Annotated in this window: 17 protein-coding genes; 8 read left to right on the forward strand and 9 right to left on the reverse strand. The window is 67.9% G+C overall.

Annotation, left to right across the window (positions count from 1 at the left end):
* Position 1: 1 nt before the first annotated feature.
* Entirely contained in the window at positions 2-1,192 is a 1,191-nt protein-coding gene (locus tag AB0E63_RS07325; RefSeq protein ID WP_360362782.1) for a glycoside hydrolase family 64 protein, read from the reverse strand.
* 251 nt (positions 1,193-1,443) lie between these two features.
* Between AB0E63_RS07325 and AB0E63_RS07330 the strand changes: the two genes are divergently transcribed.
* Positions 1,444-2,613, forward strand: coding sequence for a DNA recombination protein RmuC (locus AB0E63_RS07330; protein ID WP_360362784.1), 1,170 nt, complete (start codon positions 1,444-1,446; stop codon positions 2,611-2,613).
* On the opposite strand, the gene AB0E63_RS07335 is transcribed toward AB0E63_RS07330, so the two are convergent.
* Both AB0E63_RS07335 and AB0E63_RS07340 read right to left on the reverse strand, forming a co-directional pair.
* Positions 2,610-3,386: a polysaccharide deacetylase family protein gene (locus tag AB0E63_RS07335; protein ID WP_360362785.1), complete on the reverse strand. Its 777-nt coding sequence runs from the start codon at positions 3,384-3,386 to the stop codon at positions 2,610-2,612. The two genes, AB0E63_RS07330 and AB0E63_RS07335, sit on opposite strands and share 4 nt — an antisense overlap.
* Positions 3,387-3,459: 73 nt before the next feature.
* Positions 3,460-4,326, reverse strand: coding sequence for a DUF817 domain-containing protein (locus tag AB0E63_RS07340; protein ID WP_360362787.1), 867 nt, complete (start codon positions 4,324-4,326; stop codon positions 3,460-3,462).
* A 72-nt stretch (positions 4,327-4,398) separates the two neighbouring features.
* Here AB0E63_RS07340 and AB0E63_RS07345 point away from each other — a divergent pair, with 72 nt between their 5' ends.
* Positions 4,399-4,929: a GNAT family N-acetyltransferase gene (locus AB0E63_RS07345; RefSeq protein WP_360362789.1), complete on the forward strand. Its 531-nt coding sequence runs from the start codon at positions 4,399-4,401 to the stop codon at positions 4,927-4,929.
* 40 nt (positions 4,930-4,969) lie between these two features.
* Positions 4,970-6,046 carry a redox-regulated ATPase YchF gene (gene ychF / locus AB0E63_RS07350; protein ID WP_360362791.1) on the forward strand — a complete coding sequence of 359 codons (1,077 nt, stop codon included), beginning with the start codon at positions 4,970-4,972 and terminating at the stop codon, positions 6,044-6,046.
* Positions 6,047-6,085: 39 nt separating this feature from the next.
* On the opposite strand, the gene AB0E63_RS07355 is transcribed toward ychF, so the two are convergent.
* Positions 6,086-7,021, reverse strand: coding sequence for a WYL domain-containing protein (locus AB0E63_RS07355; protein WP_360362793.1), 936 nt, complete (start codon positions 7,019-7,021; stop codon positions 6,086-6,088).
* A gap of 61 nt (positions 7,022-7,082) precedes the next feature.
* On the opposite strand from AB0E63_RS07355, the gene AB0E63_RS07360 reads away from it, so the two are divergent.
* From AB0E63_RS07360 to AB0E63_RS07375, 4 genes are all read left to right on the forward strand, one after another.
* Positions 7,083-8,060 carry an ATP-binding cassette domain-containing protein gene (locus tag AB0E63_RS07360; protein ID WP_360362795.1) on the forward strand — a complete coding sequence of 326 codons (978 nt, stop codon included), beginning with the start codon at positions 7,083-7,085 and terminating at the stop codon, positions 8,058-8,060.
* Complete coding sequence (locus AB0E63_RS07365; protein ID WP_360362797.1) at positions 8,057-8,824, forward strand: ABC-2 family transporter protein; 768 nt, start codon at positions 8,057-8,059, stop codon at positions 8,822-8,824. Before AB0E63_RS07360 ends, AB0E63_RS07365 begins: the two co-directional genes overlap by 4 nt.
* The gene (locus AB0E63_RS07370; protein WP_360362799.1) at positions 8,821-9,606 is read left to right on the forward strand and encodes an ABC-2 family transporter protein; all 786 of its coding nucleotides are present in this window, start codon (positions 8,821-8,823) and stop codon (positions 9,604-9,606) included. Before AB0E63_RS07365 ends, AB0E63_RS07370 begins: the two co-directional genes overlap by 4 nt.
* Positions 9,607-9,675: 69 nt before the next feature.
* Entirely contained in the window at positions 9,676-10,404 is a 729-nt protein-coding gene (locus tag AB0E63_RS07375) for a class I SAM-dependent methyltransferase (RefSeq protein ID WP_360362801.1), read from the forward strand.
* On the opposite strand, the gene AB0E63_RS07380 is transcribed toward AB0E63_RS07375, so the two are convergent.
* Both AB0E63_RS07380 and AB0E63_RS07385 read right to left on the reverse strand, forming a co-directional pair.
* Positions 10,391-11,278: an aminoglycoside phosphotransferase family protein gene (locus AB0E63_RS07380; protein ID WP_360362873.1), complete on the reverse strand. Its 888-nt coding sequence runs from the start codon at positions 11,276-11,278 to the stop codon at positions 10,391-10,393. The genes AB0E63_RS07375 and AB0E63_RS07380 overlap by 14 nt on opposite strands.
* 68 nt (positions 11,279-11,346) lie before the next feature.
* Complete coding sequence (locus AB0E63_RS07385) at positions 11,347-11,997, reverse strand: LysE family translocator (protein ID WP_360362803.1); 651 nt, start codon at positions 11,995-11,997, stop codon at positions 11,347-11,349.
* A gap of 172 nt (positions 11,998-12,169) precedes the next feature.
* On the opposite strand from AB0E63_RS07385, the gene AB0E63_RS07390 reads away from it, so the two are divergent.
* Positions 12,170-12,346, forward strand: coding sequence for a DUF5302 domain-containing protein (locus AB0E63_RS07390; protein ID WP_360362805.1), 177 nt, complete (start codon positions 12,170-12,172; stop codon positions 12,344-12,346).
* 112 nt (positions 12,347-12,458) lie between these two features.
* Here AB0E63_RS07390 and AB0E63_RS07395 read toward each other — a convergent pair whose 3' ends face one another.
* Genes AB0E63_RS07395 through AB0E63_RS07405 form a run of 3 tightly spaced genes read right to left on the reverse strand, consistent with a single transcriptional unit; the run spans position 12,459 to position 14,292 of the window.
* Positions 12,459-12,887: an SRPBCC domain-containing protein gene (locus AB0E63_RS07395; RefSeq protein ID WP_360362807.1), complete on the reverse strand. Its 429-nt coding sequence runs from the start codon at positions 12,885-12,887 to the stop codon at positions 12,459-12,461.
* A complete protein-coding gene (locus AB0E63_RS07400; RefSeq protein ID WP_360362809.1) occupies positions 12,877-13,194 on the reverse strand; it encodes a metalloregulator ArsR/SmtB family transcription factor in 318 nt (105 codons plus the stop codon). Before AB0E63_RS07400 ends, AB0E63_RS07395 begins: the two co-directional genes overlap by 11 nt.
* 33 nt (positions 13,195-13,227) lie before the next feature.
* A complete protein-coding gene (locus AB0E63_RS07405) occupies positions 13,228-14,292 on the reverse strand; it encodes a class I SAM-dependent methyltransferase (protein WP_360362811.1) in 1,065 nt (354 codons plus the stop codon).
* Positions 14,293-14,317 lie beyond the last annotated feature (25 nt).

Genomic DNA, 14,317 nt, shown 5'->3' on the forward strand with positions numbered 1-14,317 from the left:
CTCAGTTGAACGGGTCGAGGATCAGGCCGGCCTGCTGCGGATTGCCGTCGTGCACCAGGGCCTCGTGGTTGCCGACGTCGTCGAACGCGAAGCCGTACGCCGTCCCGTCCGCCATCTGCGCGTGGATCGCGCGGGAGTAGTGGTTGGTGACCGCGTCCTGGTAGAAGCCGCTGTCGTTGGGGTCGGGCTGGTTGGTGCTGGTCAGCAGCGTCGAGCGGTTGAAGCCCGCGCACAGCGTGCGGGAGATCGGGCCGCGGACCTGGTCGTTCGGCGCGTCCAGCAGGCCGGCGCAGCCGAAGATGCCGGCCGAGTTCGGCTTCTGGAACGACGTGACGATGGCACCCGAGGTGTTGGTGAAGTTCATCACGTTGCCGGATACGCGACCGAAGTACTTGATGTCCGGCTGGTCACCGAACGGCGTGACAGTGAGCGTCTCGGAGCTGTACTTCGCCCAGACCCGGTTCACGTAGTCGTCCAGCACGTTCGACGGGAGCGCGCCGGTCTCGACGCCGTACAGCGGGGAGAGTGCCCGCAGCACCGAACCGTCGGGTGCTGTCTGGATCAGGTTCGACCACCCGCCGGACTGGCCGCGGATAGCGTCGTACAGGGCGTTGTAGCCGCCGGCCTTCAGGTGGCCCGTGGTCTTGGTGCTGCCGTCGGCCGCCTTCACGGCAACGGCGTACGGCGCGGAGACCATGTCGACCTGGGTGCTGTTGATCCAGATCCCGGAGTCGTTCAGCGTGTACTCCGACCAGTGGAACAGGATGTTCCGGTTCGGATCGCTCGGATTCTGTACGGCGGGCTGCACCAGGCCGCCCGTGGTCAGCTTGAAGACCAGCTTCTGCCCGTACGAGAAGTACACCCGGCCGGAGAACTTCGGCATCTGGATGGTGATCGACTGGCCGTTGGCCGGGCCGGCGATCGAGGCGTCCGGTGCCGGGGTGGGCGGGTTGCCGCCGGCCGGCCAGGCGTGGAAGTTGCCTGCGGCATCTGCCCAGCCCTGCTGGCCAGTGGCCAGGTTCGTACCCAGGTTGTAGATGTAGACCGCGTCGCCGCGGCCGGAGTTGTTGGTGATCTGCAGTGGAATGGTGGCCGGGACCGCTTGGGCGGGCCCTCCGATGGCTGCGGTCAGCACGCCGGCCACGCTCGCCGCGGCCGCGACGAGTGCCGGCACTCGACTTCTGATGCGCACAGTTCCTCCTCTGGTCAGTCCCTAGGAGAAGGCGATGCGCCGGCCGGCCCACCCACAGCACCACCAGGCAGCAGCGGCACCCGAACCGGCGCTCAGGTCGGAACGACGAGGGACGGTGAACCGCCGAACGACCGAGAGAGCGCTCTCATCGTTCCCCAATCCCGCCCCCCACTGTCAACACCCCACCCCTGTCGGGTTTCCGACAGCGGGTCCTCCGGAAACTGTCGGTGGGGTTCGGCACTATCTGTGACATGACGGGTACGACGGTGTTGCTGGTCCTGCTGTTCCTCGCGGTGGGGTTGCTGCTCGGGGCGGTGTTCGGCGTGCTCTGGGTGCGCGGGCGCGACGGTGCTCAGCTCGCGCGAGTGACCGCCGAGCGGGACGCGGCGGAGGATCGCGTCGTCGAGCTCACGCAGGAGCGGACTGCCGTCGGGCAGCAGATGGGCGGTCAGGCTGTCGTGAAGGAGGCGCTGGATCGGCTGCATGCACAGCTGAATCAGCTCGAGCAGGGCCGTGCGGCGTGGCAGAGCCAGCTTCATCAACAGGTCAACGAGGTGCGGATGAGCGGCGAGGCGCTGCGGCGCGAGACCGCGTCGTTGTCGACCGCGCTGCGAAAACCGCAGGTTCGTGGCCGGTGGGGTGAGCTGCACCTGCGCCGTACCGTCGAGCTCGCCGGGATGGTCGCCCATTGCGACTTCACCGAGCAGGCGACGACGTTCGGCGAGGACGGGGTGCTGCGGCCGGACCTGGTCGTGAGGCTTGCCGAGGGCAAGAATCTCGTCGTCGACTCGAAGGTGCCGCTCGCGGCATTCCTGGAGGCGGCCGAGTCGGACGACGCCGGGTTCCGCGAGGAGCGGTTGCTCGCCCACGCGAGACACCTGCGCACGCACGTCGATCAGCTGGCGGCGAAGGCGTACTGGACCCGGCTGTCACCGTCACCGGAGTTCGTCATCCTGTTCGTACCGGGTGAGTCGTTCCTGTCCGCGGCGCTCGACGTCGAGCCGTCCCTGCTCGAGTACGCCGCCGAGCGCCGGGTCATCCTGGCGACGCCGACGACCCTGATCGCGACGCTGCGGGCGGCGGCGTACGCGTGGAACCAGTCGGCGCTGACCGAGTCCGCGCAACAGGTGTTCGAGCTCGGCCGCGAGCTGTACGACCGCCTGAGCGTCATGGGCGAGCACCTCGGGCGGGTCGGTCGCTCGCTGACCACCGCGGTCGAGGCCTACAACGGCACCGTCGGCTCCTTCGAGCGCCGGGTCTTCATCACCGCTCGCAAGCTCCGCGACCTTCACGTCACCGAGGCCGAGCTCACCGCGATGGAGTCGATCGAAGCCTCGGTCCGCCCACTTACCGCTCCGGAGTTCCTGGCCGTCGAGGACACTCAGGACACCAGACGATGGCCGCCCTCCCAGACCGGCTAGCAGTCCATGGCGGGGAAGGAGTAGCCCTGGGTCTTGAGGATCGGCAGGACCTGGTCGAGGGCCGCGACCGTCTGGGCGCGGTTCCCGCCGCCGTCGTGCATCAGGATGATGTTGTGGTTGTGCGCGTGGGTGAGGATGTTGTGCACGATCGCCGGGGTGCCGGGGCGGGCCCAGTCGCGGGGGTCGACGTCCCACAGGACCTGGACCATGCCGGCGGCCCTGATCTCGGCGCGGACCTTCGGGTTCGAGGCGCCGTACGGCGGCCGGAAGCAGGTCGACCTCGGACCGTCGAAGATCTCGTGGTGCCGCCTGGCGGGCGAGATCGCGGTCAGTTGCGGGTGCGTGATCGAGTGGCTGCCGATGGTGTTGCCGGCGGCAAGTACCTGCTCGCGCAGACCGGGGTGGGCCATCTGCATGGAGCCGAGCTCGAAGAACGTCGCGTGCGCGCCATGCTTCGCCAGTACCTGCAGGACCTTCGGCGTCCAGTACGGGTCCGGGCCGTCGTCGAAGCTCAGGAACAGCACCTTTTTGTTGCCTGCTGCAAGTGCTGCGGTCGGGTTCGGCGCCGGGCGGTGCGGCGTCGACGGCGGGGCGTTGACGATGGGCGTCTGTGTCGGTGACGGCGTTGTGGGCGGGGTGGTCGACGAGGTCTGCGTGGTCGCGGCGGCCGGTTTCGGTGGCCGCGAATGCCCGAGCGCCAAGACGAGCAACGATCCGACGACGACGGCCAAAGCCACCCCGGTCGCGACGAAAGCTGCGAACTTTCGGGACATGACGCTCCCTTGCAGATCAGGCGGATGTTCCCCAGTCGCTCCCGCTCAGGAGCCTCACATGGAGAAAGACGCCCTACCTCCTGCTCTGGTTGGCGTCCCCGTGTTGCGGTGAGATCTCGACTGTCGCGGGCGCGCCACGGTGGTACAGCCGGCCCTCCAGCGACTTGACGCTGGCGACGAGGACGAAGCTCATGCTGACCAGCAACGACCATGCGCCGAACTTCTGCGGGTGGACCAGGTGCCACACGTCGACCTGGTCGGGGTAGTTCCACGCGTCCAGGAAGGTGCCGAAGTTCTCCGCGATCCACAGGAAGAAGCCGATCAGCGCGAACGACACCGCGAGCGGCATCCGATAGCGCCGTACTCCGACGGTGTAGAAGACCCAGGTACGGCGGAGCACGACGAGCAGCCCGAGGGCGATCGGGATGCGCAGGTCGGGAATCCAGTGGTGGGTGAAGAAGTTCGCGTAGATCAGCGCCGCGAGGATCGTGGTCTGGATCGGCCGGTAGCCGCTCACCCGCAGGTCGAACCGCCGCCATGCCTGACAGAGGTAGCTGCCGACCGCGGCGTACATGAACCCCGCGAACAGCGGCACCCCGGCAATCTTGGTGACCGCGTCGCCCGGGTACTGCCAGGACCCGATCTGCACCTTGAACAGCTCGAGCCCGAGCCCGATCAGGTGGAACCCGAAGATCACCGCGACCTCGCGCCACGTCTCCAGCCGGACCACCCAGAACAGCAGCGTCAGGCCGAGGCAGTAGATCAGCAGAGCGTCGTACCGGGCGATCGGGAGGTCGACGTACTTCGAGATCGCCAGGCCCGCGAACAGGAAGGCCGGGAAGAGGCACGAGACCACCTCGAGCCATCCGAACCGCAGGAATTGCAGGCAACTGAACACGAAGCGTGAGGCGGATCTGGTGCGCAGCGTCCAAGTGGTCACAGACTGGAGACGTTGCTTGCTCCGAGCTGGTTGGGACGGATAGATGAATCGGCAAGCGATGGGGAGGTGCCGATGGATCCGAAGGTGGTCTACGAGACGGACCGGCTTGTCGTGCGTGACTGGGTGGACACGGACGAGGACCGGGTGTTCGACATCTACCGGCGCTGGGAGGTGTCCCGCTGGCTCGGTGCCGAGCCGCGGGTGATGACGGATCGCGGCGCGGCCGGCAAGGTGATCGAACGCTGGAACGAGCGCAACCAGGACCCGACGTACGGCGTCTGGGCCGTGGCGGAGCGGACTACGGGGATCGTGGCGGGGACGGTGTTGCTCGTCCCGCTGCCCGAGCCGTCCGATGGGACCGCGAGCAAGGGCGAGATCGAGGTCGGGTGGCACCTCCATCCGGACGCGTGGGGTCGCGGGCTGGCGACCGAGGCGGCGCGGGGTGCGATCGGGCACGGGTTCAAGGCCGGGCTGAGCGCGATCTACGCCGTGGTCCGTCCCGACAACGCCGCATCACTCGCGGTCTGCCACCGCCTCGGCATGCGGTCCATCGGCCGCGTGAGTCGCTGGTACGGCGCCGAACTGGAAGCCTTCCTGATCTGAATTGGGGTGCGACGGGGTTCCCCGCGTACTCTTGACGCCCGTGGCACTCACCATCGGAATCGTCGGGCTCCCCAACGCGGGCAAGTCCACCCTGTTCAACGCACTCACCAAGAACGACGTGCTCGCCGCGAACTACCCGTTCGCGACCATCGAGCCGAACGTCGGGGTGGTCGGCGTACCGGACGCGCGGCTGGGCAAGCTGGCCGCGCTGTACGACTCCGCGAAGGTGATCCCGGCCACCGTGCAGTTCGTCGACATCGCCGGCATCGTCCGCGGCGCCTCGGAGGGTGAGGGGCTCGGCAACAAGTTCCTCAGCCACATCCGCGAGTCGGACGCGATCTGCCAGGTCACCCGGGTGTTCCGCGACGACGACGTCACCCACGTCGACGGCAAGGTCTCGCCGGCCGACGACATCTCCACCATCCAGACCGAGCTGATCCTGGCCGACCTGCAGACCGTCGAGAAGGCGATCCCGCGGCTGGAGAAGGAAGCGCGGCTGAAGAAGGAGAGCGCGGTCGTGCTCGAGGCGGTCCGGGCCGCGCAGAAGCACCTCGAGGCGGGTACGCCGATCATCGCGACCGACGTGGACCGGGACGCGATCCGCGAGCTCATGCTGATGACGGCCAAGCCGTACCTGTTCGTCTTCAACTGCGACGCCGACGAACTGTCCGACGAGCCGCTGAAGCAGCAGATGCGTGACCTGGTCGCGCCGGCCGAGGCGATCTTCCTGGACGCGAAGTTCGAGGCCGAGCTGGTCGAGCTCGGCGACGAGGACGAGGCGCGCGAGATGCTCACCGAGATGGGTATCGACGAGCCCGGCCTGGACGTACTGGCCCGGGTCGGCTTCGACACCCTCGGCCTGCAGACGTACCTCACCGCCGGCCCGAAGGAATCCCGCGCCTGGACCATCAAGCGCGGCGCCACCGCCCCCGAGGCCGCCGGCGTCATCCACACCGACTTCCAGCGCGGCTTCATCAAGGCCGAAATCGTCTCCTACACCGACTTGATGGAAGCCGGCACCATGACCGCCGCCCGCTCGGCAGGCAAAGTCCGCATGGAAGGCAAGGACTACGTGATGCAGGACGGCGACGTAGTCGAATTCCGCTTCAACGTCTAGAAGCCCTTGCAGGGGACTGCGACGTAGTGGAGTTCCGGTTCAGCGTGTAGTTGCTTCGAAGATGGTCCAGGCGGCGTCTCGGACCAGGTCTGTTAGTTCGGGTGGGGCGATGACTTCTGCGTTGCCTGCCTGGGCGAGTACGGCGGCGCAGGCTTCGTGGATGTTCTCCAGGTCGGTGTGGATGATCCACCAGCCTTCTTCTCCGGTGGGGAGCATGGGGGCGGTGGGGCGGAAGCGGCGGATGGCGTGGTCGCGGACTCGGAGGACGATGGGGTACGACGGGCGGCTGGCGCGGAACTCGCGTTGGGAGGCGGCCCAGTAGGTGGCGAGGTCGAAGGCGGGCGGTCTGGTGAAGGGCTCGTTGGTGAGAGTTGCTGAGGTCAGGCGGCCCAGGCGGTAGGTGCGGAGCTGGTTGTCGGGGCGGGCGGCGACCAGGTACCAGGTGCGGGCTTTGGCTACCAGGCCGAGGGGCGCGACCGTGAAGGCGTCGGTCCGGTCGGCGTAGGTGATGGAGATTCGGCGTTCCTCCCAGACTGCTTGCCGGCACAGGTCGAGCCAGCGGGGTGCCTCGCGGCGGTCGTCCCAGCCGGCGTGGTCGATCAGGAGTCGTTGGCGTGCGTACTCGGCCTCTCGTCGGGTGCCCTCGGGAAGCGAGGCGATCAGCTTCGCCACGGCCTGATCGCTCGACGCATCGAGCCCTAGATCGGCCAGCACGTGGGCGGTCGCGCCGACGAAGACCGACATCACCTCGGACGGCGTCAGCCCGGTGAGGCGGCTGCGGTAATCGGGGAGGAGAGCCCAGCCGCCGCCGCGCCCGCGGATCGAGTAGACCGGGACGCCGGCCAGGCTGAGTGCGTCGAGGTCGCGCTGGACGGTTCGCGGCGAAACCTCCAGGGCGTGCGCGAGCTGGTCCACCGTCGACTGACCGCGAGTCTGCAGGTGCAGCAGCAGTCGGAGGAGCCGTTCGGCGCGCATGGATCGACTATGGCAGGAAAACAAGCCATCAGCTGGCGTGTTTTCTTCCTACGGTCGGCGCATGACTGTTGTCGAGGTCGACGAATTGACCATGTCCTATCGCGCCCCGGTCCGCCAAGGCGGTCTGCGGGCGGCGCTCGGTTCCCTCGTCCGGCGTGAGTACCGCGAGGTGCAGGCACTCGATCAGGTGACGTTCGCGATCGAGCCAGGTGAGGTCGTCGGCTTCATCGGCCCGAACGGTGCCGGCAAGACGACCACGATGAAGATCCTGTCCGGGATCCTGCACCCGACCGGCGGCCGGGTTCGCGTCCTGGAGTCCGTTCCGTGGCAGCGTCGGGCCGGCTTCCTCAAACGGATCGCGTTCGTCCGGGGCAGTCAGCCGGTCGGCGGTTCGCAGGAACTGACGGTGATGGACTCACTCGAGTACCAGCGCTTGTTGTACGACGTACCGCGCCCGGACTTCCGCCGTACGCTCGCCGAACTGGAAGCGCTCCTGAAGTTGGGTCCGCTGCTCGAGCGGCAACTGCGGGCGCTGAGCCTCGGCGAGCGGATGCGCATCGGGTTGGCGATGGCGCTGATCTATCGCCCGGAGGTGCTGTTCCTCGACGAACCGACCATCGGGCTCGATGTCACCGCGGGCAGTCAGATCCGCGAGTTCGTCGCCGACTACGTGCGGCAGACCGGCGCGACGGTGTTGCTGACGAGCCACTACATGGCCGATGTCGCGTCGTTGTGCCCGCGGCTGATCCTGATCGACAAAGGTTGCGTCGAGTACGACGGACCGCTCGCGGAACTGTCTGCACGACTGTCGCCGTACAAGCTGATCCGGATCGCGGCGCGTGGTGACAGCGGCTCCCTCGAGGAGTACGGCGAAGTGGTCGAGTCCGCCGAGGGACAGTGGGTGCTCCGGGTCCGGCGCGACGAGGTCGCGCAGACGACCGGGCGACTGCTGCAGGCACTCGAGGTCGTCGATCTGTCGGTGGAGGAACCGCCGCTGGAGAAGGTCATCGACCGGGCGTACCGGGAGGGCCTGCGATGAGGACCGCACAGTTGCTCGGGTTTCGTATCCGACAACAGGTGCTGGAGTGGTCGGGCGCCTGGTGGTTCCTGCTGACGCTCGTCGTCCAGGCGGTCGTCGCGCCGTTGATCGGGTTGTTCATCTGGTCGGCGGTCTACCCGGACGATCCGGCGATCGCGCGCTACTACGTGGCCGTCATGCTCGTGACGTTGATGACCGAGTCGTTCGAGCAGCACACGTTCTCCGGAAAGATCTACGACGGCACGCTCAGCCACGAACTCCTGCGACCGCAGCCGGTGGTGATCGGCGTACTCGGCGAGAATCTCGCCGTCCGCGGCTGGCTGACCCTCCTCGGCGCACCCATCGTTTTGTTGACCGGCATCTCGCTCCGAGTCGGCTTCGACTGGCGATCGGTGGCGCTGAGCCTCCCGTGCGTCGCGCTCGCCGCGGTGCTCGTCTTCTTGTGGACATTCCTTCTGTCCATGGCCGCGTTCTGGACCGATCGCGTACATGCGGTGGTCGGCTTCGGCAGTCAGTTGATCTTCCTGTTCGGTGGTACGGCGGCGCCGATCACCGTGCTGCCGGACCTCTGGCGCCGGATCGCGGAACTGTCCCCGTTCTACGGCATGAACGGACTGCCGGCCGAGATCGCGTCCAGTACGCCGTACGCCGGATCGCTGGCCTCGGCACTCGGATATCAGCTCGTCTGGGTGGTGGTGTTCGTGGTCATCGTCGGTGCTGTCTGGCGAGCCGGCGTACGGCGCTATACGGCGGTGGGATCGTGAAGCTGCTTCGCCTGCTGGGTGCGGGCTTCTCGATGTCACTGCGGCGGAGTGTCGCCTTTCGGATCAATCTGGTCTTCGATGTGTTGCTCGCGTTCACCGGTCTCGGTACGGCGGTGGCCGCCGTACTGATCGTGTTCACCCGGGCCGACACGTTGGCGGGGTGGTCGAAAGGCGAGTTCCTGGTGCTGATCGGTACGTATCAGCTGATCACGGGGCTGCGCGGGACCTTCATCGATCCGAATCTCTCCTGGTTCCCGGAGAACGGGATCCGCAACGGCAAGCTCGACGGGTATTTGTTGCAGCCGGCATCGAGTCTGTTCCTGGCGAGTCTGTCGCTGTCGTCGCCGTTGGCGCTGATCGAGTGCGCGCTGGGGCTCGGGGTACTCGGATGGGGGATCGGAGCGGTCGATGACTTGCCCGGGCCGGGTGGGGTGGTGAGTTGGGTGGTGCTGGTCGTGGCTGCGCTGGTGGTGACGTGGGTGCTGAGCGTGTTGCTGGCTTGCCTGGCGTTCTGGGCGCCGAAGTTGCAGCTCGATGTGTTCTATCACTCGGCGTGGCAGCTCGGGCGGTATCCGACGGATGTCTTCGCGCGGCCGATTCGGGTGGTGCTGACGTATGTGTTCCCGATGGCGCTGATCGCGTCGGTCCCGACAGTCGCTTTGCTGCGCGGTCCACAGGTTGGCGTGCTGGCGGGCGGGGTGGCGGCCGCGTTGGGTGCTGCCGCCCTGGCAACCCTCGCATGGCGAGCCGGCCTCCGCCGCTACACCGGCGCCACGTCCTGACGGGCTCGCGTGCAGCCCGACCACGAAATGCGGTCGCCGTTGAGCGGGTGGACGGGCTAGCGTCGCGGGATGGTTGATGCTTTGTTCGGGGTACGTCGGTTGGCGGCGGTCTATGACGTGCTGGAGGCGGGTCGGGGGGATCTGGAGCATTACGCCGCGATGGTGGCGGAGTTCGGTGCGCGGCAGGTCTTGGATGTGGGCTGCGGGACCGGTGAGCTTGCCTGCCTGCTGGCGCGGCAGGACGTCGAGGTCGTCGGGGTCGATCCCGCCGAGGCGTCGCTGGAGGTTGCTCGAGGCAAGGAATTCGCGGACCGGGTGCGGTGGATCCACGGTGACGCGACGACCTTGCCGCCGCTGCAGGTCGATCTCGCGGTGATGACGGGGAACGTGGCGCAGGTGTTCCTGACCGATGAGGAGTGGTCGGCGACGGTGGCCGGCGTACACAAAGCTCTGAAGCCCGGCGGGCGGTTCGTGTTCGAGACGCGGGATCCGGCGCAGCGGGCGTGGGAGGAGTGGCAGGAGTGGACTCGCGAAAACACGCATCAGGTGATGCCGCTCGAGGGCGGCGACACGGTGGAGAACTGGGGCGAGGTGACCAGTGTGGAGTTGCCGTTCGTGTCCTTCCGCGGCACCTACGTCTTCGCGTCCGATGGCGCCGTACTCACCTCTGACTCGACGCTGCGCTTCCGGGAACGGGATGAGGTGGAGCAGTCGCTGGTCGGGTTCGTGGTCGATGAGGTGCGGGACGCGCCGGATCGGCCGGGGAAGGAGTTCGTGTTCGTGGCTACGCGGCAGTGAGCAGCGCCGTCAGCGTGTGGTGGGCGGTGCGGGACATGACCGGGTTGGTCTCGACGTAGTACCAGAGGCAGCCGATGGCCTGAGCGAACGACCAGCCCATGCCGCGGCGCCACTCGTCGTCGTCGCTGCCGAGCGCGGCGCGGAACGCCGAGCGGGCGCGCGCGTCCAGAAGGTTCCAGGCCGGCTGGAGATCCATGGCGGGGTCGGAGACGGTGAACGTGCCCACATCGATGACCCCGGCCAGGCGACCGTCGGCGACGAGCAGGTTGCCCGGCATCAGGTCGCGATGTGTCCAGACGTCCGGCTCGGTGCGTGCGGTGTTGCGCAGGTCGGCCCAGAGCCGGGCGAGCGCGTCCACGTCGATCATGCCGCGACTGCGCTCCAGCCCATCGGCGACGTACTCGTCCTGGGACGTCAGTACGCCGCCCCGCCAGGTGCCGGTGAATACCCGGCCCTCGGTCGGCGCCGCCCGCAATGCGAGTACGAAACGCGCGAGGTCCTCGGCGAACGCGGTCGATCCGGCGACATCCGCGTCGTACGCGATCCTGCCGTCGAGCCAGCTGTAGACGGCCCAGGGCAGCGGGTAGCTCTCGCCGGGTTCGCCGATCGCGATCGGTTCCGGCGTCGGGTACGGCGAGATCGCGCGCAGCCGGCGCGCGGCGTCAGCCTCGTCCTCGAGCTCCTTGCGGATGACGACCGGGTCGGCGGGCAGGATCGGGAACCGCCCGACCAGGTGATCGCCGATCCGGAACAGCGCATTGACCGTCCCGTGTGACGGCACCGCGCGGATCGCCGACGTACTCCACTCCGGGAACTGCCGCCGAAGTAGCCCTTCTACCAGGTCGGTCGTCACATCCAGCTGTCCAGCATGCATCGCCACGCCCAGCAGTATCCAGGCGCGCCCCAGCCCGCCGCACACGATTTAGCCCGGCACTGCAAGGCTCAGTGGGTGGCCAAGGGGCGGGCTCGGTCGGTGGCGAGGCGGATGGCGAAGACGGCCAGGGCGGTGCCGGTGAGGTAGCGGTGGATGCGCATCCAGGTCGGACGGCGAGCGAGGAAGACAGCGATCGACCCGGCGGTGATGACGAAGACCGCATTCATCGCGACGCCGACCGCGAGCTGGATCAGGCCGAGGATCAGGCTCTGCGCGCCGACGTGACCGCGGCCCGGGTCGAGGAACTGCGGCAGCAGTGAGATGTAGAGGATCGCGATCTTCGGGTTCAGCAAGCAGGTGAGCAGGCCCATGCCGAACAGCTTCCGCGGGCGGTCGGGCTCGAGCTCCTGTGTTGCGAAGACCGAGCTCCCGCCGGGGCGCAGCGCGTTCCAGGCGAGCCAGAGCAGGTAGGCGGCACCGGCGAGCTTCAGCGTCAGGTAGATCTCCGGGACCAGCGCGAACAGCGTGGCCAGGCCGACGCTCGCCGCGAGCAGGTACACGAGAAAGCCGATCCCCACGCCGGCCAGCGAGATCAGCCCGGCCCGGCGGCCCTGCGCGATGGACCGCGACACCAGGTAGATCATGTTCGGTCCCGGCACGATCACCAGGCCCAGCTCGACCAGCGCGATCCCGAGCATCGCCTCACCACTGACCAGCATCCCCAGTCCCCTTTCCTCGTCCAAGAACCTACAGGCGTCAGACCTTGGCCGCCGGGGTTATCCCCAGGATGAGATACGTTGCGGGGTGAGGTGACGGTATTCCGGTCGCGGTCTGTCCGGACCCTCGGTTAGCGTGGGGTCCGTACGCCTGACGGTTTGTGAAGGAGACGGTATGAGCGACAAGTCCAGCGAGCCGGCGGACGATCTGCAGAAGAAGTTCCGTGAAGCGCTCGAGAAGAAGAACGCCCATCACAGCGCGCACCCGGGGTCCGGGACGCGCCGCGAGGGTGTCGGCGAGGCGCACAACGACAAGCAGAAGCGCCAGTTCCGGCGCAAGTCCGGCAGCTGAAGTCAGCCACCACTGTCCATCCATCCGCCAAGGGTCGTGTCTGGTGGTCCCGACACGACCCAGCCCCGGGTTACCGCCCGGGGCTCGACCTTTTGTACGCCGGGGGAGGCGCTCAGCCCCGGTCGGCTGACAGGGCGGTGAGCAGGTTGGCCAGCCGGCCCAGCTCCGGCTCCCAGCCGAGACCGTGGTTGGCGGCGTCCTCGGCGGTCGCGAAGCCGGTGTGGGTGAGGAGCATGCGGGTGCCGTCCGCGACCTCGGACAGCTCGACCTCGACCCGGGTCGGCTCGTCCTCGGTGCCGTCCCACTTCCAGCTGAACGCCAGCCGGCGCGGCCGCTCGGCCTCGAGATAGGTCCCCCGAACCACGTGCGGTCCCATCTCGACGACGTAGTCACCGCCGACCCGGACATCGGCGCTGACCTTCAGCTCCCAGGCCGGGTTCGGGCAATACCACCGGGTGAGCAGCTCGGCCCGGGTCCAGGCGTCGTACACCTGTCCGATGGTTGCCGGCAGCACCCGTTCGATGCGTACCTCAGTGTCCATGCCCGTCCCCTCGCAAGAGTTCTTCCAACCGGTCCACGGTGCTGTTCCAGTACGACGTGAGGTCGCCGAGCCACTGCTCGACCTCGGAGAACGCCTCCGGCCGGATCGTGCACACCACGGTCCGGCCGACCTTCCGCCGCGTCACCAGCCCGGCGTCGACCAGCACGCCGACGTGTTTGGTCATCGCCGGCAGGGTGATCCGGTGCGGCTCGGCGAGCTCGCCCATGGTCGCGGCGCCCCGGCTCAGCCGGCTCACGATGGCCAGCCGAGTCGGGTCCGCGAGCGCCCCGAAGGTCGTCGTCAGCACACGCAATACTTCACCAATTGGTTAAGTCTCTTGTCAAGGGCGGACTTCGAACACCAGGTTGAACGGTGTCTGGGCGACCGTGCGGAAGCGGCTGAAGCCCGCCGCCGTGGTGACGTCCCGGATCCGGGCCGGGCCGGCTTGGGTGCCCAGTGCCAGGCCGACCGGTTGTGAGAGCGAGGACGGCGTACACAGCAGGGTGGAGAAGCCGTAGTACGCGCGGCCGACCGGATTGAGGTTGTCCTCGACACGATCGCCGGCCATCGGCTCGACCAGCATCCAGGTGCCGTCCGGCGCCAGCGACTCCCGTACGTGCCGGGCCGCGCCGACCGGGTCACCCATGTCGTGCAGCGCGTCGAATGTCGTCACCAGGTCGTAGCCGGAGCCACTGAAGCCCGTGGATGGTGCGACCTCGAAGCTCACCCGCTCGCCCAGGCCCACCTCAGCCGCCCGCAGCCGGGCGGTCTCGATGGACTCCTGGTGGTAGTCGGAGCCGATGAACGTCGACCGCGGGAACGCCTCGGCCATCAGGATCGTGGACGCGCCGTGCCCACAGCCGATGTCGGCCACCGTGGCGCCGCGCTCCAGTTTCGCCACCACACCGTCGAGTGCGGGCAGCCAACTGGTCAGCAGATTCGCGTTGTACGACGGCCGGAAGAACCGCTCGCAGCCGACATGGACGTCGGAGGTGTGTTCGTGCCATCCGGTCCCGGCGCCGCTGCGGGCCGCGTCGATCGTCTGCGTGGTGTGCTGCACCGTTCCCAGGGCGATCTGGAAGAAGCCCGGCAGGTACGCCGGACTGGTCGGGTCGGTCAGCGCCACGGTCTGCTCGGGTGGCAGCGTAAAGCGGCCGGAGTCCGGGTCGTACTCGACGAAGCCGCCCGCAGCTTGGGCATTGAGCCACTCCCGGGTGTAGTGCTCGCTGGTGCTGGTCGTTTCGGCCAGTTCACCCGGTGTGAGCGGGCCGAGGTCGGCGAGAGCCTGGTAGTAGCCGAGTCGGTCGCCCATCACGACCAAGGCGGCGTTCAGAGTCGCCCCCACCTCGTCCACGGCCCTGTAGACCAGGCCCATCAGCTTGTCGGCGTCGATTGCAACAGTCATTTGCTTACTCCCCCTTAGGTTGTAC

This window comes from Kribbella sp. NPDC026596 (genome assembly GCF_040638415.1).
GTDB lineage: Bacteria > Actinomycetota > Actinomycetes > Propionibacteriales > Kribbellaceae > Kribbella.